We start from the raw sequence: 24,780 nt of genomic DNA, 5'->3' as shown, positions 1-24,780 counted from the left end.
CTCGAACGCAGCTGGTACTACGCGCCGCCCAGTACTCTGGACAGGTGCGTTCCCGTCCCACGCTTTCCTGGTCTCCTGGGCCAGATGTGCTCTCCCTCGCCCCCGGTACGACGGATGTCGCGCCCGTGGTCGACGTGGTTCGCGACGGGGGAGTGGTGGTGCTCAGCGGCGCCGGGATCTCGACCGAGTCGGGGATCCCTGACTATCGCGGGGAGACGGGCAGTCTGCGGACCCACACCCCGATGACGTACGGCGACTTCGTGGGGAGCGAGGCGGGGCGGCAGCGGTATTGGGCGCGCAGCCACCTCGGCTGGCGGACGATCGCCCGGGCCGACCCGAACGCCGGGCATCGCGCGGTCGCAGCGCTGCAGGCTCGTGGGTACGTCGATGGGGTCATCACCCAGAACGTCGACGGGTTGCACGGCGCGGCCGGTGCGCGCGACGTCATCGAGCTGCACGGGAATCTCGACCGCGTGATCTGCCTGGACTGCAGGCAGACGACTCCGCGGGAAGAGCTCGACCGGCGCTTCCGCGAGGCCAACCCGGCTTTCGAGGGCGAGGCGACGCGGATCAACCCGGACGGCGATGTCGAGCTGCCCGAGGAGGTGGTCAAGGAGTTCCACCTGGTCGCGTGTGCGAACTGCGGATCGCCACTGCTCAAGCCGGATGTCGTCTTCTTCGGCGAGAACGTGCCGAAGCCGCGGGTCGAGCGCTGCTATCGGCTGATCGACGACGCTCGGGCCGTGCTGGTGCTGGGGTCGTCGTTGACGGTGATGTCCGGTTTCCGGTTCGTCCGGTACGCCGCGAAGGCGGGCAAGCCGGTGCTGATCATCAACCAAGGGCTGACGCGGGGCGACCCGTACGCCGCTGTGCGGGTGAACCTGCCGCTCGGCCAAGCGCTGACCAGCTTGACGACTGCGCTCGTCTGAGTCCCGGCGAAAAAACACCGGACCAGACCCCCTTGCGTGGAGAGGATCCGGCCCGGTGTCCGCCGTACGGATTGGAAAGGGTCAGCGTTGCGCGCCGGTCCGTAGGCGGTCCAGGTAGGCCTGAGTGGCCGGGTTGGATGTGGTCTTGGCAGCCTTGCGGCTGAGTTCGCGAGCCTCGACGGCCCACTGAGCCTGCTCTGCCGGGGTCACCGTCGCCGGTTTGCCGGTCAGCTTCTTGTAGGTGAGGGACGCGACTCCAGCTTGTCCCTCGTACCGCGGGTGGTAGTTGGCCGCCCGCAGCAGGTTGATGTCCTTGCCCTGGATCCACGCCTCGCCGTCCGGAGCGCAGGCGTCGTGCCCGGTCGACGGGCCGAAGGTGTCCACATAGACCGCCCCACCCGCCTTGGCCGCGTTCTCGACCGCTTGGTTGAGCTTCTGCTCGATCGAGTACAGGTAGGCGTAGTCACCGTCCGCGAACGGCAGGATGCCAGGGCAGAAGCCCTTCTCCGGTGCGATCTTCGGATAGCCGACCAGCACGATCTTCGCCTTCGGCGACCGTTGCTTGATGCCGTTGACCACTTCGGTGATCCGCGCCTGGGTCTGCACCAGCTTGGCAGCCAGGGTGTCCTTGCCGCCGACCGTGAAGTGCTCCTTGCACGGCGCGCCGGCCGGGTCGCCGGCCCGCAGTCCGGGGCAGGTGCCGACGATCGAGCCGAAGACTCCGAAATCGTTGCCACCTATCCCCACGGTGACCAGGTCGGTGTCGGACCGCAGCGCGTGGAACTGCGGGAGCGCGGTCCCGAGCGTGGTGCTCTGCGGCTGGGTCATGTGGGTGGTGTCCGCGCCGCCACAGCTGGCGTCGACGAACGACGAGACGTGGAGTTGCGCGGCCAGCTGCTTGGGGTAGCTGTTGATCGAGCGCAGACACCCGAGCGACAACAGCTCGGGCAGCGGCACCAGCGGCGCCGACGTGTAGGAGTCGCCGAGGGCGACGTACCGGGAGAAGGTGACTGGCGCGAAGGCCGGGGCGGCAGCCTGAGCGGTGCTCGTGACGGACATCAAACCGACAAGTGCCACCGAGGTGCAGGCGGCGACCAGGCGCTGAACTTTCACGGGACCTCCGAGGGTGCGAAAGAGTGCGGGCCTACCCTAGGTTGAGTCACTACCCGATTACAAGGGGTGACCAAGGGACCTGTTGCACGATCGCCGCGGCGCACGTGGAATCCTTCTCGTATGCATGTCTGGCACGGTTTGGGCGAGGTGGACCCGGAGTACGGGCCGTCGGTCGTCACCATCGGCAACTTCGACGGCGTGCACCGCGGTCACCAGGAGGTACTGCGGCACGCCAGGGCGCGGGCCGCTGAACTGGGTGGCCTGCCGGTGGTCGCGATGACGTTCAACCCGCACCCGATGTCGGTACTGCGGCCAGGGCACGCCCCTGCGATGATCAGCGAGCCCAGTCAGCGCGCCGAGCTGCTCGGCGCGGCCGGCGCGGACGCGGTGCTGATCCTGCCGTTCGACCAGGACGTCGCGTCCTGGTCGCCGGAGGAGTTCATCGAGCGGGTCCTGGTCGGCACGTTGCACGCCAAGGCGGTCGTGGTGGGGGAGAACTTCCGCTTCGGCCACAAGGCCGCCGGGCACGTCGACACGCTGGTCGCCGCCGGTGCGACGGCCGGGTTCCAGGTCGAGGGGCTGACCCTGGCCGGCGACGCGCAGCCGTGGTCGTCGACGTACATCCGGGAGCTGATCGCCAGCGGCGACGTCGAGGGCGCCGCCGAGGCGCTCGGGCGGCCGCTCCGGGTCACGGGAGTCGTCATCGAGGGCGACAAGCGCGGACGCGAGATGGGTTACCCGACGGCGAACATCCCCGCCGTACCGGGTGCAGCGGTCCCGCTGGACGGCGTGTACGCCGGTTGGCTGACCGTCCTCGAAGCCGCACCCGGCGCTCCGCAGTACGCCGAACCGCTGCCGGCCGCGATCAGCGTCGGCAGCAACCCCACCTTCGACGGCGTCGACCGCCGGGTGGAGTCGTACGTGCTGGACCGCGACGACCTGGAGCTGTACGGCGCCCGGATCGCGGTCGATTTCGTCAGCCGGCTCCGCGGTACCCAGATCCGGTTCGACACCATTGACGACCTGCTGGTCCAGATGAAGCTGGACGTCGACGGGGCACGCCGAATCCTTACCCAGAATTAGGGTGACGCGTCCACGGACTGGTACCGTGGGCGCTGCCGTCTGAACGGCCGCGGATCGAGAGTGCCCGGGTGACATAAGCCCCGGTGCGCCGCGCAACGGACATCGAGAGGATCATTACGTGTCGTCAGCCAATCCTGAGGCGAAGAAGAAGATCATCGGCGAGTACGCCCTGACCGAGGGCGACACCGGTTCCCCCGAGGTCCAGGTCGCGCTCCTGACGCACCGCATCGCTGACCTGACCGAGCACCTGAAGGAGCACAAGCACGACCACCACAGCCGTCGTGGTCTGCTCCTCCTGGTCGGCCAGCGCCGCCGGCTGCTGAACTACCTGTCGAAGAAGGACATCAACCGCTACCGGTCCCTGATCGAGCGGCTCGGCCTCCGTCGATGACGTCGTGAGAAGCGGCCACCGCATTCCGGTGGCCGCTTCTCGCGTATCTGTGCCCGGGGCATACGGCCCCAGGTACGGCACAACTGAATAATCAACGACAACGAGACGACGCGATTCGCGTACCGGCCGACGACCGGTCCTCGGTAGTGGCTTTCGGGACAGCGCGACAGCGCTCCACCCGCGGGCCTCGATCGAAGACCGGCACCCCCGGAGCTCGCGCCTCACAGTCGTCTCAAGTGAGAGAGGGGTATCCCGTGTCGGGATCCACAAACGCGCCCATGGAGGGCGCAGAGTTCGCTGAAGCCGTCATCGACAACGGCAGCTTCGGCACCCGCACCATCCGCTTCGAGACGGGCCGTCTGGCCCAGCAGGCCGCCGGCTCCGCCGCCGCCTACCTCGACGGCGACACGATGGTGCTCTCGGCCACCACGGCCAGCAAGAAGCCCAAGGACCAGTTCGACTTCTTCCCGTTGACGGTGGACGTCGAGGAGCGGATGTACGCCGCCGGCCGGATCCCGGGGTCGTTCTTCCGTCGCGAAGGCCGTCCCTCCGAGGAGGCCATCCTGACCTGCCGGCTGATCGACCGCCCGCTGCGGCCGTCGTTCGTCTCCGGCCTGCGCAACGAGATCCAGGTCGTCATCACGGTCCTGGCGCTCAACCCGGACAAGCTGTACGACGTCCTGGCGATCAACGCCGCGTCGATGTCCACCCAGATCGCCGGCCTGCCGTTCTCCGGCCCGCTCGGCGCCGTCCGCGTCGCGCTGATCGACGGCCAGTGGGTCGCGTTCCCGACCCACACCGAGATCGCCACCGCCGTCTTCGACATGGTCGTCGCCGGCCGGGTCACCGACGCCGGTGACGTCGCCATCATGATGGTCGAGGCCGAGTCCACCGCGGGCACCTTCGACATGGTTGCCGCTGGCAAGCAGGCGCCGACCGAAGAGGTCGTCGCCGAGGGCCTGGAGGCCGCCAAGGGCTTCATCAAGACCCTGGTCGACGCGCAGTCCGAGCTGGCCGCCAAGGCGTCCAAGCCGACCGGCGAGTTCCCGTTGTTCCCGGACTACCAGGACGACGCGTTCGCCGCGATCGAGTCCGCTGCCACCGAGGAGCTGACCCAGGCCCTCACGATCACCGGCAAGCACGACCGCGACGACGCCACCGACGCCGTCAAGGCCGCCGTGGTCGCCAAGCTGGCCGAGTCCTTCGAAGGGCGTGAGAAGGAGCTGTCCGCAGCCTTCCGCTCGCTCACCAAGAAGCTCGTCCGCAACCGGGTGCTGACCGAGAAGGTCCGGATGGACGGCCGCGGTCTGGCCGACATCCGTCCGCTCAAGGCGCAGGTCAAGGTGCTGCCGCGAGTGCACGGCTCCGCGATCTTCGAGCGCGGCGAGACCCAGATCATGGGTGTCACCACGCTGAACATGCTCCGGATGGAGCAGCAGCTCGACACGCTCTCTCCGGAGACGCGCAAGCGCTACATGCACAACTACAACTTCCCGCCGTACTCGACCGGTGAGACCGGCCGGGTCGGTTCGCCGAAGCGTCGCGAGATCGGCCACGGCGCCCTCGCCGAGCGCGCCCTCGTGCCGGTGCTGCCGTCGCGCGAGGACTTCCCGTACGCGCTGCGTCAGGTCTCCGAGGCGCTCGGCTCCAACGGCTCCACCTCGATGGGCTCGGTCTGCGCCTCGACGCTGTCCCTGCTCTCCGCCGGTGTGCCGCTGAAGGCGCCCGTCGCCGGTATCGCGATGGGCCTCATCTCCGGTGAGGTCGACGGCAAGCTCGAGTACGTCGCGCTGACCGACATCCTCGGCGCCGAGGACGCGTTCGGCGACATGGACTTCAAGGTCGCCGGCACCAAGGACTTCGTCACGGCCCTCCAGCTGGACACGAAGCTCGACGGCATCCCGGCCAGCGTGCTGGCCGGCGCGCTGACCCAGGCCAAGGAAGCCCGCCTGACCATCCTCGACGTGATGGCCAAGGCCATCGACGCCCCGGGTGAGATGAGCGAGTTCGCGCCGCGGGTCATCTCGGTGAAGGTCCCGGTCGACAAGATCGGCGAGGTCATCGGCCCGAAGGGCAAGATGATCAACCAGATCACCGACGAGACCGGTGCCGACATCTCCATCGAGGACGACGGCACGGTGTACATCGGTGCGACGGACGGCCCCTCGGCCGACGCGGCGCGCGCGATGATCAACGCGATCGCCAACCCGACCATGCCGGAGAAGGGCGAGCGCTACCTGGGAACGGTCGTCAAGACGACCAACTTCGGCGCGTTCATCTCCCTGCTCCCGGGCAAGGACGGTCTGCTGCACATCTCCAAGCTGCGCGGCCTGGCCGGTGGCAAGCGGGTCGAGGCAGTCGAGGACCTGCTGTCCGTCGGACAGAAGCTCCAGGTCGAGATCGCCGAGATCGACGACCGCGGCAAGCTGTCGCTGATCCCGGTTCTGGACGAGGACAACGCTGCTGCTGCTTCTGACGATGCAGCCAAGGCTGATGACGCAGAGGTCGCTCCCGCCGAGTGACACGTGCCATCACCAGCACGCTGCTGAGCTCGGAGGCAGGCGGTCCGGTCAAACGGACCGTCCTGCCCTCCGGGCTCCGCGTGCTTTCCCAGTCCGTACCGGGCTTCCGCTCGGTCACTTTCGGCGTGTGGGTCGGCGTCGGTTCCCGCGACGAGCCGGTCCACCTGTCCGGCGCGACGCACTTCCTCGAACACCTGCTGTTCAAGGGCACCGAGCGCCGCGACGCACTGGAGATCTCGGCGTCCCTGGACGCCGTCGGTGGCGAGATGAACGCGTTCACCGGCAAGGAGTACACCTGCTACTACGCCCGGGTGCTCGACTCCGACCTTCCGCTGGCCGTCGACGTGATCTGCGACATGATCACCTCGGCGACGCTGACCGAGGAGGACATCGAGAGCGAACGGGACGTGATCGACGAAGAGATCGCGATGCACGCCGACGAGACGTCGGACCACATCCACGATCTGTTCGCCGAGCAACTGTGGGGTGAGACGCCACTCGGCCGCTCGATCACCGGTACGCCGGAGTCGGTGGCCGGCCTGACGCCTCGCCAGGTCCGCGGTTGGTACAGACGCCGCTACCTGCCGGAGAACATCGTCGTCTCGGTGGCCGGTAACGTCGAGCATTCCGACGTACTGCGCCTGGTCCGCAAGGCGTTCGAGCGGCACTGGGTCACCGGCGAGGCAACGCCGTCACCGGTACGCCGGGGGACGGCGCGCCGCGTTCCGACGTACGGGGGAGTGGAGGTTCACCACCGCGACGTCGAGCAGGCGCATCTCGTGCTCGGCATGCCCGGGCTGGTGCGCAACGACGAGCGCCGCTACACCGCCGGTGTGCTGCACGGCATCGTCGGCGGCGGGATGTCGTCGCGGTTGTTCCAGGAAGTGCGGGAGAAGCGCGGCCTGGCGTACTCGGTCTTCACCTTCGGCGCGGCGTACGCGGACTCCGGCATGGTCGGCGTCTACGCGGGCTGCCTGCCGAAGAAGGCGCCCGAGGTGCTCGAGGTGGTGCGCGCCGAGCTGGCAAACATTGCCAACGGCACCATCACCCCGGACGAACTGCTCCGCGGCAAGGGCCAGATGCGCGGCTCGGTGGTGATGGGCCTGGAGGACACCGGCGCCAAGATGACCCGGATCGCCAAGGCCGAACTGGTCTACGGCGAACTCCCGACGGTCGACGAGATCCTGGCCCGGATCGACGCGGTCACCCTCGACGACGTCGCCGAACTGGCCGCCGAGCTCTACGCCGGCAACCAGACCCTCACGGTCATGGGCCCCTTCGACGACAAGTCCGTCTTCACCGTCTGACCCAGCTCCACCGACGAAGCCGCAGCCCCTACAGGCTGCGGCTTTCGTCGATTTCAGCAAGCCAGCTCAGCGCTGAACTGCCCCTCGACCGCCTCCAGCGTCTGCTCAACGCTCTGACCATCAACCACGATGACACTCGCGCCGGTCCCCTCGAGCTGGCTCTGCACCAACCCCCAGCCCCAGACATAACCATCGATCCCACCCTCGGGATGCCTACGCTGCAGCCTGGCGACCTGCTCCTCCCGCGAAGGCATCAACCACACCGCATTGGCAGCCACCCCAGCCATCCCGGGAGTGATCGCGGCCCCCTCGACAACCACCGAGGTGCCCGCGGGGAGCGCCCGAAGGTCGTCCATGATCATCGGCTTCCGATCAAAGTCACCCGGACCGGTCCCCATCACATGCAACCCAGCCGCAGCCGCCCGCTCCTCGTGCTCACGAGCATGACTGTCAACGCTGTACCAGTGAAACCCGTACTTCTCCGCCAGCAGCCGGCTAACCGTCGTCTTCCCAGCCGCCGCCGGCCCACCGATCCACAGGATGGTCGCGTTGTGGTGGTTCGGTTCTGCAGTCATATGACATGAGCTTACCCACGGTGATGGGCTGTGGTGAGGTCTGATGACTTGGGGTAATTGGGCTCAGATCTTGACCAGCGCAGGCTCGGTGTGCCGGGGGTGCTCTGAGGTCTCGGTAAGGTCACGCGTTTGTTACTTGCCTCGGGTTTGTCGCTGACAACGTTGACATGAGCAGTTTGGAGCGGCAAACATGGCGGCTATTCCGCCTACCGGCGCTCCGCCGAGGAAGTTGGTTCGACGTGCGACGTGTCACTGGTGTTCTGGGGGTGACGCTCGGTCTCGCCCTGGTGCTCAGCAGCTGTGGTGATGGCAAGAGCAGCGGCAACGGCTCGGGAGCCGGTGGGGACAAGAGCGTGGTGATCGCGATCGCCGCGGATCCGCTCGAGTACATCAACCCGCTGAACGAGAACGGCAGCGCCGGGATCCAGGTCGCGCAGGCGATGTTCGCCCCGCTGGTGGCGACCGACCCGACCAGTGGCAAGACCGTCAACGTGATGGCCGACTCGGTCACGCCGGACAAGTCCAGCCAGACCTGGACGGTGAAGCTGAAGTCGGGCAACACGTTCCAGAACGGTCAGCCGCTGACCGCGAAGGACTACGTCGACAGCTGGAACCTGACCGCGCAGGGCTCCACCGCGTGGAAGAACAACGGCTTCTTCTCCAAGGTGGAGGGGTACGAGGCGCTGAACCCGGAGACCCCGGACGGCGCCACCCCGAAGCCGACCACGGTGAAGACACTGAGCGGCCTCAAGCTGGTCGACGACCTCACCTTCACGGTGAAGCTGAAGGTGCCCTTCTCGCAGTTTGGCCTGACCCTGCAGTACCTCGGTCTGGCGCCGCTGCCCGAGGAGGTCCGGAAGAACCCCGACGCGTACAAGCGCAAGCCGATCGGCAACGGCGCGTTCAAGCTGGACGGCGACTGGAGCGCGGGCGGCGACATCAAGCTGGCCAAGTGGGACGGTTACAAGGGCCCGAACGCCCCCGAGGCGACGTCCATCACCTACCGCTACATCCCGAACGCGGACACGGCGTACAACGAGTTCCTGGCCGGCACGGTCGACTTCGTCGATGTGCCGCCGACCAAGGTGAAGACGTTCAAGACCGACGCGCCCGACGGCTGGGTGACCGGTGAGAGCTCCGGCGCGAACTACCTGACGATGCCCGCCTGGGACCAGCGCTACAAGAACCCCAAGCTGCGGCACGCGTTCTCGCTGGCGATCGACCGCAAGGCGCTGTCGGACCTGGTCGGTCTGGCCACCCCGTCCAAGGGCCTGATCTCGCCGGACATCGACGGCTACCGCGCCGACGCCTGCAAGGTCTGCGACTTCGACGTGACCAAGGCCAAGGCGCTGCTGGCCGAGGCCGGCGGTTTCTCCGGCGCGGTCAACATCAACTACAACACCACCTCGGCGACCGGTCAGGTCTTCGCCGAGGCGATCGGCAACATGCTCCGGCAGAACCTCGGCCTGGAGGTGAAGTACACCGGCAAGCAGGGCTCGGAGATCACCGAGCTGGCCGACACCCGCAAGCTGGACGGGCTGCGGTTCAGCGGCTGGGGCCACGACTACCCGTCGATCGAGGACTACCTGACGCCGATGTTCAAGTCGACCGGTGACGCGAACTTCTCCGGCTACAACAACCCCGAGCTCGACAAGGTGCTCGCCCAGGGCGACGCGCAGTCGGACCCGGAGGCCGCGATCAAGCTGTACCAGCAGGCCGAGGACATCGCCCTGGCGGACATGCCGCTGATCCCCTTGTACGCCAAGCAGAACGCCTTCCTGCACTCGGCCAAGATCGAGCCGCGGGTATCGAAGTACACCGGCGTCCAGGCGCTCTACTCCACCTTCAAGTGACCCGGTTCATCCTGCGCCGCGGGTTGGCGGCGGTGCCGATCGGCCTGATCGTCACGCTGGGGGTCTTCGCGCTCGTCTTCGCGATGCCTGGGGACCCCCTGCGGGAACTGGCCGGTGACAAGCCGATCCCGGCCGCCGTGCTGGCGGCCAAGCGGGCCCAGTTCCATCTGGATCAGCCGTTCCTGGTGCAGTACCTGCTGTCGATGAAGGACATCCTGACCGGCAACTTCGGTACGACGTTCGCCGGCGCGGACATCGCCGACCAGTTGCGGCTACGGATCCCGGTGACGCTCAAGCTCACGCTGCTCGCGAACGCGTTTCAGTGGACGCTCGGACTGCTGTTCGGGATCTACGCCGGCTTCAAGCGCAACGGGCTCGTGGACCGGTCGCTGCTGCTGGTCACGTTGGTGCTGCTCGCAGTACCGGGGCTGGTGGCGTACTTCGCGGCGCAGTACCTGTTCGGCGTGGAGCTGAAGTGGTTCCCGGTGTCCGGCGTACGGGAAGGCTTCCCCCACGCGTATCTGCTGCCTGCGCTGGTGATCGGGTTGCTCGGCTTCGCCGGGCTGGCCCGGTTGATGCGGACGTCGATCGTGGAGACGGTGAACGCCGACTTCGTGAAGACGGCCCGGGCCAAGGGCCTGGGGGAGCAGCGGGTGCTGTGGCGGCACATCCTGCCGAACGCGATGCTGCCGATCATCACCTTCATCGGGATCGACCTGGCCGGCATGTTCGGTGGCGCGATCATCACCGAGAGCATCTTCAACCTGCCCGGCCTCGGCCAGTTCATGTTCCAGGCGATCAAGCTCAAGGAGGGCGGTGTCGTGGTGCTCTTGTCAACGCTGGCGTTCGTCTCCTTCATCGTGATCAACCTGCTCGTCGACGTGCTGTACGGCCTGTTCGATCCGCGGGTGCGCAATGTCTGAGATCCAGGCGGTTGTCGGCGCCGAGGCGCAGGAGCTCGCCGACGGCCGGACGCTGTCGAACCGGGAGCTGCTGCGAGCCCTGCTGCGCAAGCCGCAGTTCGTCGTGTGCAGCCTGCTGCTGCTCGTCTTCTTCGCGATGGCGGCGGTGCCGAAGCTGTTCACCTCGGTCGATCCGCGGTTCTGCGAGCTGGGCAAGTCCCGGCAGGGCAGGGGACCGGGACATCCGTTCGGCTTCGACATCCAGGGCTGCGACTACTTCGCCAACGTCGTGTACGGCGCTCGCCCGTCGGTGCTGGTCAGCCTGGTCGCGAGCTTCGGCATCTTCGTGCTCGCGGGCTCACTCGGCCTGCTGGCCGGCTACTTCCCGGGCGCCGTCGACGCGATCATCTCGCGAACCGCGGACGTGCTGTTCGCCGTACCGGGCATCGTGATCCTGATCGTCATCCTCAACTCGGTGCCGAACCGCAGCATCTGGATCATCGTCGGCGTCATCCTGGTGATCGGCTGGCCGGGCGGGATGCGGCTGATGCGGTCGACGGTGTTCACCATCCGCAACCGCGAGTTCGTGCTGGCCGCGCGGTCGGTCGGCGTACCGCCGCTGCGGATCCTGCGCAAGCACGTCTTCCCGAACGCGATGGCGCCGCTGCTGGCGATGACGACGCTGGGGATCGGCGGCATGGTCGGGCTCGAGGCGGCGCTCACCTTCCTCGGGGTCGGGCTGCAGCCGCCGTCGATCTCGTGGGGTTCGCAGTTCGGTGTCGCCGCGTCGTACCGGGACACCCCGCACCTGTTCATCTGGCCGGCGTTGTTCATCTCGACGATGACGATCTCGTTCATGATCATCGGCGACTCGATCCGCGACGCCCTCGACCCGAAGTTGCTGAGATGACCGAAACTGGCGAGGTACTGCTGAAGGTCGACAACCTCAGCGTCGAGTTCGAGACCCCGCACGGGCGGGTGAGGGCCGTCGACTCGGTGTCCTGGCAGGTCCGGGCCGGTGAGACGCTGGCGATTCTCGGGGAATCGGGATCGGGGAAGAGCGTCTCGACCCAGGCGCTGACCGGGATCCTGGAGATGCCGCCGGGACGGATCGTGTCCGGCACCGCGGAGTACCGCGGGGTGGACCTGATCACGATGACGGTGAAGGAACGCCGCAAGATCGTCGGCGACCGGATCACCATGGTCTTCCAGGACTCGTTGTCCGCGTTGAACCCGGTGCAGTCGGTCGGCAAGCAGATCGCGGAGTGCTACCGGGTGCATCGCGGCATGTCGAAGTCGGATGCGATGAAGCGTGCGGCCGAGATGCTGGATCAGGTGCGGATCCCGGCGGCGGCGAAGCGGGTGCACGACTATCCGCACGAGTTCTCCGGTGGGATGCGGCAGCGGGTGATGCTGGCGATGGCGCTCGCGTTGGATCCCGACGTACTGATCGCCGATGAGCCGACGACTGCGCTGGATGTGACCGTGCAGGCGCAGATCCTGGAGTTGATCGAGGAGCTGCAGGCCGAGCGGGACATGGGTGTCGTGCTGATCACTCACGACCTCGGGGTGGTCGCGGACGTGGCTGACAACGTGGTGGTGATGTACGCCGGGCACGTGGTCGAGAGGGCCGCTACCGCCGCGGCGCTGGAGCATCCGGTGCATCCTTATACCGAAGGGCTGTTGGGCTCGATGCCGTCGGCCGACCTGAAGGGTCAGGAGTTGCCGACGATCCCCGGTACGCCGCCGTCGTTGCGCTCCATCCCGTCGGGGTGCGCGTTCCGGACCCGCTGTCCGCACGCGATCGAGGACTGCGCCGTACTCGTGCCGCCGTTGCTGACGGTCGCGCCCGGGCGAGACGCTGCCTGCATCCGCCGTACGTCGATCCCCGCGCAGGAGGCGGTCTGATGAGTGACGTGTTGCTGAGGGCAACGGAATTGGTGAAGCACTACGACATCAGCCCGGCGTTCTCGTTCGGTCAGAAGACCGTGGTCAGGGCTGTTGACGGGGTCGATCTGGTGCTGCGAAAGGGTGAATCGCTCGGGATCGTCGGTGAGTCGGGCTGCGGTAAGTCGACGCTGGTGCGGTTGCTGGCCGCGCTGGAGAAGCCGACGTCGGGGTCCGTGATGTACGGCGGTGCGGATGTCAGCAAGATGGGTGGCCGGGAGCTGCGGCGCTGGCGTCGCAATGTGCAGGTGGTTTTCCAGGATCCGTATTCGAGTCTGAATCCGCGGATGCGGGTCGGTGAGATTGTCGCCGAGCCGCTCGAGGTGCATCCGGATGTGTCGAAGGGGCTGGATATCCGGACCCGGGTGCGGGAGTTGCTGGAGCTTGTCGGTCTGCGCGCTGAGGACGAGACACGGTTCCCGCATCAGTTCTCCGGCGGGCAGCGTCAGCGGATCGGCATCGCGCGGGCCATTGCGCTGAATCCTGATGTGTTGCTGTGCGACGAGCCGGTGTCCGCGCTGGACCTGTCGGTGCAGGCGCAGGTGGTGAACCTGCTGATGCGGCTGCAGCGGGAGTTGGGGCTCAGCATCATTTTCGTGGCGCATGACCTGTCGGTGGTCCGGCATGTGTCGGATCGGGTGGCGGTGATGTACCTCGGCCGAGTGGCCGAGCTGGGTGAGCACCACGAGGTGTACGACGTACCGGCTCATCCTTATACGCAGGCGCTGTTGTCTGCCGAGCCCGGGTTGGCTCGGCAGGGGCGGAAGCGGATCGTGCTTGCTGGGGACCCGCCGTCGCCGGTCAGCCCGCCTTCTGGGTGCCGGTTCCACACCCGGTGTTTGCGGGCCGAGGCTCGCTGCTCGGTTGATGTGCCGGAGCTGCGGGAGATCGCGTCGGGGCAGACTGTGTCGTGCCATTTTGCTGAGGATGCGCAGAGTGCCTTCTCAGAGTCGCTTGGCTAGTACTGCGCCCGCGCTGGCGCCACGCTCGCTCCTTCGTCGCTCACACGGCGCTTAGCTCCCACCCACCCCGGGGCGCGGGCTCCTGCGTCGCCCGCTTGGTGAAAGCGCGTGAGCGCTGGTGTGCCTCGATCGTCAGAGAGCGGGGCTGGAGGAAGACGGAGTGGTTGCCAGCGTGGCTGGATCCGTCGCCAAGGCAGATGCCCGGGGGTGATCGCGGGCGCGCGTCCCCTTACCCTCGCGGCGCTTGACTCTTCCCCTGCAGCCGCAGCAACTCACCGCGTGCGTGCACTACACCGGCCGACTCCCTGCCACCAGCACGCGCCAGCTCCCTCGCCAGATCTCCCGCGGCCTCGACTCGATGCCTCGCAGTCCTCCGACTATGCAACAGCTTTCGATAGCCCTTCCGGTCTCGGTGCAACCCGCTGACCGCATCAAGGAGCGGTTCGTCGACAACCCCGGTCGCCAGTTCAGGTGTCAGTAGTGCGCGAGTCCACGCTCGCTCCTGCGCCGCAGCGTGGCGTAGTACGTAGAACAGCGCCGCAAGTTCCACCGCAGCGATGACGAAGGGCAGCACCGCAGCCGCGGGGCCGTCGCCGGAGAGGCCGGTCATGTCGTCCCAGGCGAAGTGGAAGAGCATCGCTGCCAGCATCGTGAGGACGCCTCGGAGTACGTTGCGTTCGCCACGTGTCCGGCCGAGGACCCACATGAGGCCGGCGCAGAAGATGGCGCTGAACAAGGCGTGCGAGACGATGCCGGCTGCGCCGCGGATCAGGAACACCTGCAGCGAAGTACCGAGTTGGTCTGTGCCGTACTGCGCTGCGGCGCCGTTGTAGACGTACAGCACGTCCTCGAAGACCTGGAAACCGAGGCCGATGAAGGCGCCGATGATGAAGCCGTCGTAGGCGCTGCGGATCAGGCGTGGGGCGAGACCGATCAGGAGGACCAGGCCCAGCGCCTTGCCCCATTCCTCGTTGATCGGGGCGGTGAGGCCGGCGCCCCATGCGGAGCCGAAGGTGGTGCCGCCGAGCTTGGACCAGATCTCCAGCAGGGCGCCGTTGGCGGGGAGGGCGATCCAGAAGGTGGCGGCGATTCCGCCCCACAGGAAGCCGGTGGCCAGCAGGCCGGCTGGTTGGGCGGTGAAGCGGTTGTGGTGGCGGAGGAGCAGGAGCCAGGGGATCAGGTACAGGCCGAAGAGCAGGACGCCGCCGGCCAGGGCGGGGGTGTAGAAGGTGCCTGAGGCACCGAAGTAGCGGAGCATCGTCAGGGCGCCGCCGCCGATGCCGACCAGGTAGACCCAGAACGAGATATTGTGCGGTTGGAGGAACACGTACGGCTGTCCCCAGCCGGACTCCTCGATCGCGGTGAGCTGTGCGGCCTTGTCGTCGGGGGCGCTCATCGGGCGGCTCCGGGAGTGATGCTGCGGAGCAGCGCTGAGACTTCGGCCTGGTACTGCGCGAACTGGCCGCCGGCGGTGTGGATCCGGACCAGCAGAGCGGGTGCGGATTTGACCGCGTCGGGGCTGCCGGTGGCCATCTTGAAGGCCGCGTCGACCTCGTCGTTGCCGCTGGGCAGCGTCCTGCTCAGCACGACTCCGACCAGGCCCGCGTCGGTTGTCAGGGTGCCGCGAGAGCCGTCGACGCCCGCCCGATCACCTTCGGACCGGCGGACCTGATCGAGGAACGCGTCAGCTGTTCCGTCGTACGTCGTACCGTTCAGCTCGATCGTGGCGCCACCGGTGGCCAGCAGCACCTGCAGGCTGGTCGCGTTGCCGCCGGTCAGTGTGCCGTTCTCGAGCTGCCAGCCCACTGGCGGGACGGCGGTCGCACCATTTCCCAGGTCAAGCACTTGGCCGGCCCGGATCTCGTTGTGCCAGGGGATGGCGGAGTTGATCGCGGGCAAGCCGTAGATCAGGGCCAGCGCGATGACGAGGGCGATCAGTCCGGGCCGCAGTGACCGGCGGTCCAGGCCGAACCATCGATGCTCGACCGGGATCCAGTGCCGCGGTGCCTGCTCGTTGCCGATCGCCATCGTGGCTCCTTCACCCCAGTCCGCGCGCCGTGAGGGACGCGCGGAAAACGACAGGAAGTCACTTTCGCCCCCGCACAGCGGGGGTTCCGTCACTCTACGCGGTCGGGCCGGCGAACGGGGCGAGGTCCTTGAGCAGGGCGGCTTTGGGCTTGGCGCCGACGATGGACTTGACCAGCTCGCCGCCCACGTAGACGTTGATGGTCGGGATGCTGATCACGCCGTACATCCCGGGGGTGGCGGGGTTCTCGTCGATGTTCAGCTTGAGGAAGGTGAGCCGGTCGCCGTGTTCGGCGGCGAGGGCTTCGAGGATCGGGGTGACCTGTTTGCAGGGGCCGCACCACTCGGCCCAGAAGTCGACGACGACGGGCTTGTCGCTCTTCAGTACGGTCGCGTCGAAGTCGGCGTCGGTGACGTCGTTCAGTTTGTCGCTCATGATCGGTTCCTCAGGTTCGGGTCAGGCAGGAGATGGGCTCGGTGACGGGTTCGGTGATGGTGGAGCGGTAGTCGAGGTCGGCGAGGAAGCGTTCGGCGTCCAGGGCTGCGGAACAGCCGGTGCCGGCCGCGGTGATGGCTTGGCGGTAGGTGTGGTCGACCAGGTCGCCGGCGGCGAAGACGCCGGGCAGGTTGGTGTTTGTCGAGTTGGGCTGGACCAGGACGTAGCCCTCGTCGTCGAGGTGGATCTGGCCCTTGATCAGCTCGGAGCGGGGGTCGTGGCCGATGGCAATGAACAGCCCTGTCACGGGCAGATCTCGCGTCTCGCCGGTGGCGGTGTCGCGCAGCACGATGCCGGACAGCTTCTCGTCGCCCAAGATCGCGGCCACCTCGGAGTTCCAGGCGAACTCGATCTTGTCGTTGGCGAAGGCGCGCTCGGCCATGATCTTGGAGGCGCGCAGCTCGTCGCGGCGGTGCACGATGGTGACCTTGTCGGCGAACCGGGTCAGGAAGGTGGCTTCCTCGATCGCGGTGTCGCCGCCGCCGATCACGGCGATCTCGTGCTGACGGAAGAAGAACCCGTCACAGGTCGCACACCAGGAGACTCCGTGGCCGGACAGCCGGTCCTCGTCGGGCAGGCCGAGCTTGCGGTAGCCCGAGCCCATCGCCAGGATGACGGCCTTGGCGTGGTGCACGGTGCCGGCCGAGTCGGTGACGGACTTGATCTCACCGGTCAGGTCGACGGCGGTGATGTCGTCGGCGATCAGCTCGGCGCCGAAGCGCTCGGCCTGGGTGCGCATCTCGTCCATCAGCGCCGGGCCCATGATGCCCTCGGAGAAGCCCGGGTAGTTCTCGACCTCGGTGGTGGTCATCAACGCGCCACCGGCCGTGACGGAGCCTTCGAAGACGAGCGGCGCCAGCTGGGCGCGCGCGGCGTAGACCGCGGCCGTGTAACCGGCCGGGCCCGAACCGATGATGATGACGTTGCGAAGAGACATGGCAGGTTCTTTCTCGGGGGTTTCGGTTTAACCGAAGCTGAAGGTGAAGGCGGAGACGCCGGTGCTGTAGGTCAGGGTCATGGTTTTGCGTTCCGGGTTGGGCTTGTCGACCAGCTGGTAGGCGTTCGGCGTACCGGAGACCTTGATGGTTTTGTCGGGTTCGCCGGGGATGGAGACGGTGACGGTGCCTTCGCCGGACAGGACGTGGAAGACCTTGGCTGCCTGGAAGTTCAGGCGTGCTTGGGAGCCCTTGGTGGAGGTGCTGCTCTGGGTGCCGACCGCCCAGTTGCCGCCGAGGCTGAACGTGTCGTTCGGCTGGGCGTCATTGAGGCCGAAGGCAACGGTCTTGTTCGGGGTCAGCTTGCCGGTGCCGTTGAGGTTTGTTGAGCGGGAGTAGCCCAGGTAGGTCTCGGGAGTGGTGCCTTCGGCGCCGATCGAGTCGGCCTTGACTGTGCCGTCGACCGGTGAGGGGAGCTGGACGCCCGGGTTTGCTGCCTTCAGCAGTTCGCGGATCTGGTTCTCGGTCTGGCCGTAGTCGCCTTCACCGAACTTGATCGAGCGAACGGTGCCTTCGGCATCGACCAGGTACTTCGCGGGCCAGTACTGGTTGCGGTAGGCGGTCCAGGTGGCGAGGTTGTTGTCCTGACCGACGGGGTAGCCGATCTTTTCGTTGGTGATGGCGGCCTGGACGTTCCCGGCGGACTTCTCGAACGCGAACTCCGGCGAATGGATGCCGACGATCTGCAACCCGAGCGACTTGTACGCCTTGTCCCAGGCCAGCAGGTGCGGAGTCGCACGCTGGCAGTTGATGCAGGAATAGGCCCAGAAATCGACCAGGACAACCTTGCCCTTCAGCCCGCTCAACGTGGCGGCCTGCCCGCCCGGGGTGTTGAACCATTTCTGCGTACCCCGGAATTCGGGTGCGGCGCCGCAGGAAGCCAGTTCGGCCGCGCCGGGGGTGCACTTGGCCAGGTCGGCGCTTGCGTCGTTCCCGATGGCAGGGGCGAGCGCGCCTTGGACCGTCTTGGATTCGGCGACCTTCTTCTCCAGTCCGCTGGTGTAGCTGGGCAGCGAGCGCTGGATGACGTCGGTGATGTTGAAGGCCAGCGCGATCGCGAGCAGGATCATCACGATCCCGCCGCCGATCCGGAAGCCCTTCTGGTGGTCGCGGTAGGCCTTGACGCGTTGGGAGATCCGCGATCCGGCGGAGGCGAAGATCAGCAGGGGGAGTGCTGCGCCCATGGCGAAGGTGACGGTCAGTACTACGGTCCGCCAGCCGACGTTGCCGGTCGCGCCGGCCACCGTGATTGCTGCCAGGACAGGTCCGGCGCAGGGGACGTAGAGGGTGCCGAGTCCGAGGCCGAGGACGAAGGCGCCGTTGTTGTTGCGGTTGATCTTGGGCAGCCGGTAGAAGGGCTTCTCGATCCAGTGCCCGAGGGCGGGGAAGATCAGGCCGAGGCCGACCAGAGTGAGGATGGTGAGTCCGCCCCAGCGCAGGAAGCTGTCGGGCAAGCCGAGCGCGGACAGGATGACCGAGCCGGCCAGTGTGAAGACGCTGAAGCTGACGATGATCCCGGCGATGATCTTCAGCGGCCGAAAGTCCCGCTTCGGCTTCACTGCCTCGTTCGAGTCGGCTTCAGCGACCAGGACGTCGCCGTCCGGCGTACCGGCTTTACGGCCGCGCTTGGCGCCGGCGGCCGACGCGGGCTCGGTCTTACCGCTCGTACCGGCGAAGAAGATGATCGGGAGCATCGGCAGGACACATGGGGAGACCCCGGTGATCAGCCCGCCCACCAATCCGATAAAGGCCAGCGTCAACATGGGGTCACTCCAACTGGGGAAGGTTCAACAGGTCACCCCCAGTTCGTGTCACTAAGGTCTTCCGGATGGGTGGAATAGATGAGGAATTGATTACCGGAAGCTTTCGGGGCGCCGCAGTGTCGTGCGGGTTGCGGTGGCTCGAGAGAGCCGCCCACAGAAATGTTGCCGGTTCGACCCATCCGGCCCTGCGGTGGTGCCGAAGTAGTGATGTCAGCTGCGAGTCGCACAAGGCGATTCAAAAGCATCTGGTGGCGACGAGCCGGGTTATTGAACGGCACGCAGGAATTGCCAGTCGCCCCGGCTCAAATACTTATCGAAAGAGAGACATCGTCATGTCCCACACCATCAAGCGTGTAGCCCTCGCCGCCTCCGCCGTTTCGTTGCTCTTCGCAACTGTTGCCTGTGGCAGCGACGACACCAAGGCCGGCGACAGCCCGTCGGCCACCTCCTCGTCCTCGGCCCCGATGGAGACCCCGTCGGCGTCCGCGTCGATGGACAACGCCGCCGGTCTGGTCGGCCCGGGCTGTGCCGACTACGCCAAGGCGAACCCGACCGGCGCCGGTTCGGTCGACGGCATGGCCGCCGCGCCGCTGGCCACCGCCGCGTCCGGTAACCCGCTCCTCAAGACCCTCGTCGCCGCGGTGTCGGGCAAGCTGAACCCGAAGGTCGACCTGGTCTCCACGCTGAACGGTGGCGAGTTCACGGTGTTCGCTCCGGTGGACTCCGCGTTCGCGAAGATCCCGGCCGCGACGATCAACACCCTGAAGACCGACAGCGCGCTGCTGTCGAAGATCCTGACCTACCACGTGATCCCCGGTCAGCTCGACCCGGCCGCGGTCGTCGGCAAGCAGGTCAGCGTTGAGAAGGGCGCCGTCACCGTCACCGGCTCCGGCGACAACCTGATGGTCAACAACGCCAAGGTGATCTGCGGTGGCGTCAAGACCGCCAACGCGACCGTGTACCTGATCGACACCGTCCTGATGCCCCCGGCCGCGTGATCGTCAGCTAGCAGCACCGGTGGTGTCTCCCCACTCCGGGGAGGCACCACCGTCCGTACTCAGTACTCCCACCAGACGAGGAACGCGACACGGCCTGATCCACTTCACGACCGCGACGGCTCCAGGGAAGCGACACCAAGTGACCTCTCCATCCGACATTCATGCCCTGAGCGGTCCCTATGTCCTGGACGCCGTGGACGACCAAGAGCGCGCCGACTTCGAGCGGCACCTCGCCGCCTGCCCCGACTGCGGCACCGAGGTTGACGATCTCCGCGAGGCCGCCACCAAACTCAGCGTGTACGTCGCCCAGCAGCCACCAGCAGCTCTCAAACCCAGGGTCCTCCGCGCTGCCGGTCGTACCAGGCAACTCGCGCCGGCATCCCGCTTCGAGGTCAGTGGCACCGGTCGTGCCAAGTCCGCCCGGGTGCGAGTCGTTCAGCGCTCGCTCACGCTGGCCGCCGCGTTCCTGGCCATCGCGGCCAGTGGCGGAATCGCGCTCGACCAGTACCGCGACAACGTGGCGACGACAGCCATCAGCACCAGAGCGGCCGAGGTGCTCGCTCAGCCCGACACCCGGACCGTTCATGGCACCGTCACCGGGGGCGGCCAAGCGACCGTGGTGCTGTCCGGTCGCAAGGACGCTGCGGTCGTGCTGGTCCGCGACCTCAAGCCGCTGACGAGCCGCCAGACCTACCAGCTGTGGCTCATCGACGGCGCGCAGAACGCGCGTTCCATCGGCCTGACCGATGGCAGGTCGCTGAAGCCCACGGTGGTGACCGGTGGGATCGCCGGCCAGGTCGCCTTCAGCGTGACCGTTGAGCCGCGCGGCGGCTCCGTCCGCCCGACCGTGCCCGCGACCGGGGAACTCCAGCCCGTCGTACCGCTCGCGTCGGCCTGAGCTGCCGCAGAGAAGTCGAACCTTCCGCCCATCCGCTCGCCGGGTGGCGCCGAATGCCCTGTGGCCGAGGTTGTGATCCAGATCACAAATGCGATCGAGTCGCAGCTGGGCCGTCCTGCAGGTTCGGAGAGGGAAGGGGCAGTCATGAGTGACGCAACACGCCGCGGTTTCCTGGTGTTCGCGGGTGCCGGTACCGCGGCAGCGGTCGGCGCGGTCGCCGTACCGCAGATCTTCGGTGAGCAGTCCGCCGATGCCGCGGCTCAGCTCGAGGCGGCGGATCTGGCGAACGCCGAGTCGTTCGTCGTGCACGTCAGGGACGTGAAGAAGGGTGAGCTGGTGATCCTGGTCGGCGACCGGGAGGTCACCGTCACCGACCGCGAACTGGCCGCGCGGCTGGCCGGGGTCACGACCGCCGGCGCCTAGCGCGACAGTCATGGGCTCGCGTTCCGCGGCTCGTCAGCAGTCCATCTCAGCTATCGCTGCTCTCACTGGAGGAACATTCATGTCTTCGCACCGCGAAGCGCCGGAGATCTCGAAGGACCCGGTCGCCGACAACACCGACGTGTACGCGTTCGTCAGCCCGGACAAGCCGGACACCGTGACGCTGATCGCCAACTTCATCCCGTTCCAGAACCCGTTCGGCGGGCCGAACTTCTACGAGTTCGGCGACGACGTGCTCTACCAGATCCACATCTCCAACAGCGGTCAGGGGAAGGCGGACATCAGCTACCAGTTCCGCTTCCACGCCGAGATCCGGAACAAGAAGACCTTCCTGTACAACACCGGCCCGATCACCTCGATCAAGGACACCACCTGGAACCGGCCGCAGTACTACTCGGTCACCCGGGTCGAGAACGGCCGGTCCCGGATCCTGGCCCGCGAACTGGCCGCGCCGCCGGTCAACGTCGGCCCGCGCAGTACGCCGAACTACGCCAAGCTCGCCGGCGAGGCGATCCACACCTTCGGGACCAACCGCAAGGTGTTCGCCGGTCAGCGCGCGGACGGCTTCTTCGCCGACCTCGGCGCGATCTTCGACCTCGGCACGCTGCGCCCGTTCCAGGCGGCGCACCTGATCCCGTCCGCCGCGGCGATGGGCGTCAACGGCCTGCAGGGCTCGAACGTGCACACGATCGCGCTCCAGGTGCCGATCACCGACCTGACCCGCGACGGCAAGAAGCCGACCGACGTGATGGACGCCAAGTCCGTGATCGGCGTCTACGCGACCGCGAGCCGCCAGCAGTCGAAGATCTTCGACGACCTGCTCGGCATCTCGCTGTGGCACGGTCCACACAAGCAGGTCTCCCGGCTCGGCAACCCGCTGTTCAACGAGGTCATCGTGCCGATGGCCGAGAAGGACAAGTGGAACAGCCGGCCGCCGTCGGAGGACAAGAAGTACGCGCAGTACGTGACCAAGCCGGAGCTGGCCGGGCTGCTGCCGGTGCTGTACCCGGGAGTGTTCCCGAACCTGGCGGCGTACAAGAAGCCTCGGGCCGACCTGGCGGCGATCCTGCTGACCGGGATCCCGAAGGGCGTCGTACCGGGGTTCCAGAACTACACGGGTCCGGTGCAGGCCGACATGCTGCGGCTGAACGTCGCGGTGCCGCCGGCGAAGACGCCGAACCCGCTCGGCCTGGTGGCGGGCGATGCCGCGGGGTTCCCGAACGGTCGCCGGGTCTTCGACGACGTCGTCACGGTCGAGATCCGTGCGGTCGCGGGTCTGACGATCCCGCTGGTCGACCCGACGTTCACCCCCGACGGTGCTGCTTCGGCGGTCCAGGACGGTACCTCGAACACGAACTCCGACTACCTGAAGGTGTTCCCGTACCTCGGTACGCCGGGTGGCGGGTACCAGTCGAAGCCGGGCGTCCCGGCCGCGTCATGAGCAAGCCGCTGACCAACGCCGAGGAGAACCCGCATGCGGGGCAAGGCTCCTCGGTGTTGCTCGACATCGGCGACGGGGTCGGCGCGGTCGTCATCACGATGCCGGCCGAGCTGGACGACGCCGAGATCGAACGCCGCCCGGTCGGGTGGTCGGCCGAGGTGGCAGGTGGCGAGCACGGTCATGACCCGGCGGTCGGTCACGGGGCCGATCACGGGCACAGCCATGACCACGCCGACCACGACCACGGGCATGGCCACGGGCACGGGCACGGCTCCGGGTTCCCGCACGTCGCGGTGGTACCTCGCCCGGCACCGGACGGCGAGGTGATCTACTCGGCGGTCTTCTTCGACGTTCCGGAAGGCACCTACGAGTTGCACGTCCTGCCGGACGGGCCGGTGCAACTGACCGTGGAGGTCCACAGTGGCCACGTGACCGAGGCGGACTGGCCGACCTAGAGCCGAACTCCTCAGCAAGGCCGTCGGGATGGGACAGCTGCCCACCCCGGCGGCCTCGTCGTGCTGGTGCCTTCACGGCCGCCGTCAGGCTGTTGCCGTTGGCATCCATTCACCCGGGTTCGCCGGCCCGGCCGTGGGTACCGGGCTGTCCGCAAGACCGGTTTTGCTGACCCACTAAGGAGTTTTGATGACGACGCTTCGTGCGCTGGTGCTCGGATGTTCGCTGAAGAAGTCTCCGGCGCCCTCCAGTTCGGAGCTGCTCGGCCGGGAGGTGCTGGCGGCGTTGGCCGACCACGACACCGACGGCGAGGTGGTCCGGATCGTCGACCACACGGTGAAGTTCGGCGTCTCCACCGACGAGGGGGACGGCGACGAGTGGCCGACCATCCGGGAGAAGGTGCTGGCGGCGGACATCCTGATCATCGCGACACCGATCTGGATGGGGCAGCCGTCGAGCGTGGCCAAGGTCGTACTGGAGCGGCTCGACGCCGAGTTGGCGGAGACGGACGATCAGGGCCGGTTGCTGACCTTCGGCAAGGTCGCGGCGGTCGCGGTGGTCGGGAACGAGGACGGCGCGCACCACGTGACCGCCGAGGTGCTGCAGGGGCTGAACGACGTCGGCTTCAGCGTCGCGGCGAACGGTTCGACGTACTGGGTGGGGGAGGCGATGGGCAAGGTCGACTACAACGACGCCGGACCGAAGCCCGACACCACCGGCGCGGCCACCAAGACCCTGGCGGCGAACACCGCCCATCTGGCCCGGCTGCTGAAGGCCCAGCCGTATCCGCCGAGCTGAGCTGTTGACTGAGAGCGCTCCCACGGGCACGATCTGTAAAACCTTGGAGGCGCTCCGTGATCAGATCCCGTGCTCTCGCAGTTCTCGCCCTCGCCGCGCTCGGTCTCGCTGGTGCCGTGACGGTCCCTGTCGCCAGTGAGGCGGCGCCGGCCGCGATCGGTGGCAGTTTCGTCGACAACTTCGACGGTTTCGACACCGGACGGTGGCACAAGGCCGACGGCTGGAGCAACGGCAGCATGTTCAACGTCGGGTGGCGCGCCGACCATGTCTGGTTCAACGGCGGCGTCGCGGGCATCAATCTCGACACCGCGACCTGCCCGGGCGGTTGCTCCGGCAAGCCCTACGCGTCCGGTGAATATCGCACCAACGACCTGCTCTCGTACGGGCGGTTCGAGGTGCGCATGAAGGCGGTCAAGGCGTCCGGGACGGTGACCGGCTTCTTCACCTACACCGGGTCCAGCGACGGTCAGCCCTGGGACGAGATCGACATCGAGATCCTCGGCAAAAACACCACGCAACTGCAGACCAACTACTTCACCAACGGCGTCGGCGGTCACGAGACGATCATCAACCTCGGCTTCGACGCCGCGGCCGGCTATCACGACTACGCGATCGAGTGGTGGAACCAGGGCACGATCAACTGGTTCGTCGACGGCCGCCTGGTGCACCAGGAGAACGGCTCCCGCGGGCCGCTCCCGACCCACCCGCAACGCCTGATGCTGAACCTCTGGCCCGGCATCGGAGTCGACGGCTGGCTGGGCCCGTTCAACTACCCGGGCACGCCGCTGACCGCCTTTTTCGACTCCGCCAAATACACGAAATATTAGCCAAAAAGGCACTGTGTCCGAAAACACCTTTTCGACACACAGTGACGCGATCTGTCTTTTG

The 24,780-nt window shown here is 67.2% G+C and carries 24 protein-coding genes; 17 read left to right on the top strand and 7 right to left on the bottom strand.

Features of this window, described 5'->3' with window-relative positions; translation table 11 throughout:
- The first annotated feature begins 44 nt into the window (after positions 1-44).
- Positions 45-929, top strand: coding sequence for an NAD-dependent protein deacetylase (locus AB0P21_RS05330; protein ID WP_363693855.1), 885 nt, complete (start codon positions 45-47; stop codon positions 927-929).
- An 81-nt stretch (positions 930-1,010) separates the two neighbouring features.
- On the opposite strand, the gene AB0P21_RS05325 is transcribed toward AB0P21_RS05330, so the two are convergent.
- Entirely contained in the window at positions 1,011-2,042 is a 1,032-nt protein-coding gene (locus AB0P21_RS05325) for an SGNH/GDSL hydrolase family protein (RefSeq protein WP_363693854.1), read from the bottom strand.
- Between the two features lie 120 nt (positions 2,043-2,162).
- Here AB0P21_RS05325 and AB0P21_RS05320 point away from each other — a divergent pair, with 120 nt between their 5' ends.
- The 4 genes from AB0P21_RS05320 to AB0P21_RS05305 all read left to right on the top strand — a co-directional run bounded on the left by AB0P21_RS05320 (position 2,163) and on the right by AB0P21_RS05305 (position 7,345).
- A complete protein-coding gene (locus AB0P21_RS05320) occupies positions 2,163-3,125 on the top strand; it encodes a bifunctional riboflavin kinase/FAD synthetase (protein WP_363693853.1) in 963 nt (320 codons plus the stop codon).
- Positions 3,126-3,243: 118 nt separating this feature from the next.
- Complete coding sequence (gene rpsO / locus AB0P21_RS05315) at positions 3,244-3,516, top strand: 30S ribosomal protein S15 (protein ID WP_164604166.1); 273 nt, start codon at positions 3,244-3,246, stop codon at positions 3,514-3,516.
- 278 nt (positions 3,517-3,794) lie between these two features.
- Positions 3,795-6,038: a polyribonucleotide nucleotidyltransferase gene (locus tag AB0P21_RS05310; protein WP_363693852.1), complete on the top strand. Its 2,244-nt coding sequence runs from the start codon at positions 3,795-3,797 to the stop codon at positions 6,036-6,038.
- Positions 6,035-7,345, top strand: coding sequence for a pitrilysin family protein (locus tag AB0P21_RS05305; protein ID WP_363693850.1), 1,311 nt, complete (start codon positions 6,035-6,037; stop codon positions 7,343-7,345). The genes AB0P21_RS05310 and AB0P21_RS05305 overlap by 4 nt, the downstream gene beginning before the upstream one ends.
- Before the next feature lie 53 nt (positions 7,346-7,398).
- Here AB0P21_RS05305 and AB0P21_RS05300 read toward each other — a convergent pair whose 3' ends face one another.
- On the bottom strand, positions 7,399-7,920 hold the full coding sequence (locus tag AB0P21_RS05300) for a hypothetical protein (RefSeq protein WP_363693848.1): 522 nt from the start codon (positions 7,918-7,920) through the stop codon (positions 7,399-7,401).
- Positions 7,921-8,159: 239 nt separating this feature from the next.
- On the opposite strand from AB0P21_RS05300, the gene AB0P21_RS05295 reads away from it, so the two are divergent.
- The 5 genes from AB0P21_RS05295 to AB0P21_RS05275 are packed head-to-tail and all read left to right on the top strand — an operon-like array spanning position 8,160 to position 13,584.
- Positions 8,160-9,773, top strand: coding sequence for an ABC transporter substrate-binding protein (locus AB0P21_RS05295; RefSeq protein WP_363693847.1), 1,614 nt, complete (start codon positions 8,160-8,162; stop codon positions 9,771-9,773).
- Positions 9,770-10,696: an ABC transporter permease gene (locus AB0P21_RS05290; protein ID WP_363693846.1), complete on the top strand. Its 927-nt coding sequence runs from the start codon at positions 9,770-9,772 to the stop codon at positions 10,694-10,696. Before AB0P21_RS05295 ends, AB0P21_RS05290 begins: the two co-directional genes overlap by 4 nt.
- Positions 10,689-11,585: an ABC transporter permease gene (locus AB0P21_RS05285; RefSeq protein ID WP_363693845.1), complete on the top strand. Its 897-nt coding sequence runs from the start codon at positions 10,689-10,691 to the stop codon at positions 11,583-11,585. The genes AB0P21_RS05290 and AB0P21_RS05285 overlap by 8 nt, the downstream gene beginning before the upstream one ends.
- Positions 11,582-12,583: an ABC transporter ATP-binding protein gene (locus AB0P21_RS05280; RefSeq protein ID WP_363693843.1), complete on the top strand. Its 1,002-nt coding sequence runs from the start codon at positions 11,582-11,584 to the stop codon at positions 12,581-12,583. Before AB0P21_RS05285 ends, AB0P21_RS05280 begins: the two co-directional genes overlap by 4 nt.
- Positions 12,583-13,584 carry a dipeptide ABC transporter ATP-binding protein gene (locus AB0P21_RS05275; RefSeq protein ID WP_363693841.1) on the top strand — a complete coding sequence of 334 codons (1,002 nt, stop codon included), beginning with the start codon at positions 12,583-12,585 and terminating at the stop codon, positions 13,582-13,584. Before AB0P21_RS05280 ends, AB0P21_RS05275 begins: the two co-directional genes overlap by 1 nt.
- A gap of 229 nt (positions 13,585-13,813) precedes the next feature.
- Here AB0P21_RS05275 and AB0P21_RS05270 read toward each other — a convergent pair whose 3' ends face one another.
- From AB0P21_RS05270 to AB0P21_RS05250, 5 genes are all read right to left on the bottom strand, one after another.
- Entirely contained in the window at positions 13,814-14,980 is a 1,167-nt protein-coding gene (locus tag AB0P21_RS05270) for a PrsW family intramembrane metalloprotease (RefSeq protein WP_363693840.1), read from the bottom strand.
- Positions 14,977-15,612 (bottom strand): hypothetical protein, encoded by a 636-nt coding sequence (locus AB0P21_RS05265; protein ID WP_363693839.1) that lies wholly within the window; start codon positions 15,610-15,612, stop codon positions 14,977-14,979. Before AB0P21_RS05265 ends, AB0P21_RS05270 begins: the two co-directional genes overlap by 4 nt.
- A gap of 94 nt (positions 15,613-15,706) precedes the next feature.
- Entirely contained in the window at positions 15,707-16,045 is a 339-nt protein-coding gene (gene trxA, locus AB0P21_RS05260; RefSeq protein WP_363693838.1) for a thioredoxin, read from the bottom strand.
- A 10-nt stretch (positions 16,046-16,055) separates the two neighbouring features.
- Positions 16,056-17,042 carry a thioredoxin-disulfide reductase gene (trxB, locus tag AB0P21_RS05255; protein WP_363693836.1) on the bottom strand — a complete coding sequence of 329 codons (987 nt, stop codon included), beginning with the start codon at positions 17,040-17,042 and terminating at the stop codon, positions 16,056-16,058.
- A 27-nt stretch (positions 17,043-17,069) separates the two neighbouring features.
- Positions 17,070-18,863 (bottom strand): cytochrome c biogenesis protein CcdA, encoded by a 1,794-nt coding sequence (locus tag AB0P21_RS05250; RefSeq protein WP_363693834.1) that lies wholly within the window; start codon positions 18,861-18,863, stop codon positions 17,070-17,072.
- 332 nt (positions 18,864-19,195) lie between these two features.
- Between AB0P21_RS05250 and AB0P21_RS05245 the strand changes: the two genes are divergently transcribed.
- From AB0P21_RS05245 to AB0P21_RS05215, 7 genes are all read left to right on the top strand, one after another.
- Entirely contained in the window at positions 19,196-19,861 is a 666-nt protein-coding gene (locus tag AB0P21_RS05245; protein ID WP_363693832.1) for a fasciclin domain-containing protein, read from the top strand.
- Positions 19,862-20,000: 139 nt separating this feature from the next.
- Positions 20,001-20,759, top strand: coding sequence for an anti-sigma factor (locus AB0P21_RS05240; protein ID WP_363693830.1), 759 nt, complete (start codon positions 20,001-20,003; stop codon positions 20,757-20,759).
- 144 nt (positions 20,760-20,903) lie between these two features.
- Positions 20,904-21,182, top strand: coding sequence for a twin-arginine translocation signal domain-containing protein (locus AB0P21_RS05235; RefSeq protein WP_363693829.1), 279 nt, complete (start codon positions 20,904-20,906; stop codon positions 21,180-21,182).
- A 79-nt stretch (positions 21,183-21,261) separates the two neighbouring features.
- Complete coding sequence (locus tag AB0P21_RS05230) at positions 21,262-22,641, top strand: DUF4331 domain-containing protein (protein WP_363693828.1); 1,380 nt, start codon at positions 21,262-21,264, stop codon at positions 22,639-22,641.
- Complete coding sequence (locus AB0P21_RS05225) at positions 22,638-23,096, top strand: hypothetical protein (RefSeq protein WP_363693827.1); 459 nt, start codon at positions 22,638-22,640, stop codon at positions 23,094-23,096. Before AB0P21_RS05230 ends, AB0P21_RS05225 begins: the two co-directional genes overlap by 4 nt.
- A 187-nt stretch (positions 23,097-23,283) precedes the next feature.
- A complete protein-coding gene (locus tag AB0P21_RS05220) occupies positions 23,284-23,892 on the top strand; it encodes an NAD(P)H-dependent oxidoreductase (RefSeq protein ID WP_363693826.1) in 609 nt (202 codons plus the stop codon).
- A 56-nt stretch (positions 23,893-23,948) separates the two neighbouring features.
- Complete coding sequence (locus AB0P21_RS05215; protein ID WP_363693825.1) at positions 23,949-24,719, top strand: glycoside hydrolase family 16 protein; 771 nt, start codon at positions 23,949-23,951, stop codon at positions 24,717-24,719.
- Positions 24,720-24,780 lie beyond the last annotated feature (61 nt).

The organism is Kribbella sp. NPDC056861 (assembly GCF_040687575.1).
Lineage (GTDB): Bacteria > Actinomycetota > Actinomycetes > Propionibacteriales > Kribbellaceae > Kribbella.
The sequence above is the reverse complement of the archived record's forward strand: the minus strand, read 5'-3'. Positions and strand labels throughout refer to the sequence as shown.

Bases quoted from the DNA above. Each gene is read 5' to 3' on its own strand.
- AB0P21_RS05320 (WP_363693853.1), top strand. From the start codon at position 2,163: ATGCATGTCTGGCACGGTTTGGGCGAGGTGGACCCGGAGTACGGGCCG.
- AB0P21_RS05310 (WP_363693852.1), top strand. From the start codon at position 3,795: ATGGAGGGCGCAGAGTTCGCTGAAGCCGTCATCGACAACGGCAGCTTC.
- AB0P21_RS05300 (WP_363693848.1), bottom strand. From the start codon at position 7,920: ATGACTGCAGAACCGAACCACCACAACGCGACCATCCTGTGGATCGGT.
- AB0P21_RS05285 (WP_363693845.1), top strand. From the start codon at position 10,689: ATGTCTGAGATCCAGGCGGTTGTCGGCGCCGAGGCGCAGGAGCTCGCC.
- AB0P21_RS05280 (WP_363693843.1), top strand. From the start codon at position 11,582: ATGACCGAAACTGGCGAGGTACTGCTGAAGGTCGACAACCTCAGCGTC.
- AB0P21_RS05275 (WP_363693841.1), top strand. From the start codon at position 12,583: ATGAGTGACGTGTTGCTGAGGGCAACGGAATTGGTGAAGCACTACGAC.
- AB0P21_RS05270 (WP_363693840.1), bottom strand. From the start codon at position 14,980: ATGAGCGCCCCCGACGACAAGGCCGCACAGCTCACCGCGATCGAGGAG.
- AB0P21_RS05265 (WP_363693839.1), bottom strand. From the start codon at position 15,612: ATGGCGATCGGCAACGAGCAGGCACCGCGGCACTGGATCCCGGTCGAG.
- trxA (WP_363693838.1), bottom strand. From the start codon at position 16,045: ATGAGCGACAAACTGAACGACGTCACCGACGCCGACTTCGACGCGACC.
- trxB (WP_363693836.1), bottom strand. From the start codon at position 17,042: ATGTCTCTTCGCAACGTCATCATCATCGGTTCGGGCCCGGCCGGTTAC.
- AB0P21_RS05250 (WP_363693834.1), bottom strand. From the start codon at position 18,863: ATGTTGACGCTGGCCTTTATCGGATTGGTGGGCGGGCTGATCACCGGG.
- AB0P21_RS05245 (WP_363693832.1), top strand. From the start codon at position 19,196: ATGTCCCACACCATCAAGCGTGTAGCCCTCGCCGCCTCCGCCGTTTCG.
- AB0P21_RS05235 (WP_363693829.1), top strand. From the start codon at position 20,904: ATGAGTGACGCAACACGCCGCGGTTTCCTGGTGTTCGCGGGTGCCGGT.
- AB0P21_RS05230 (WP_363693828.1), top strand. From the start codon at position 21,262: ATGTCTTCGCACCGCGAAGCGCCGGAGATCTCGAAGGACCCGGTCGCC.
- AB0P21_RS05225 (WP_363693827.1), top strand. From the start codon at position 22,638: ATGAGCAAGCCGCTGACCAACGCCGAGGAGAACCCGCATGCGGGGCAA.
- AB0P21_RS05220 (WP_363693826.1), top strand. From the start codon at position 23,284: ATGACGACGCTTCGTGCGCTGGTGCTCGGATGTTCGCTGAAGAAGTCT.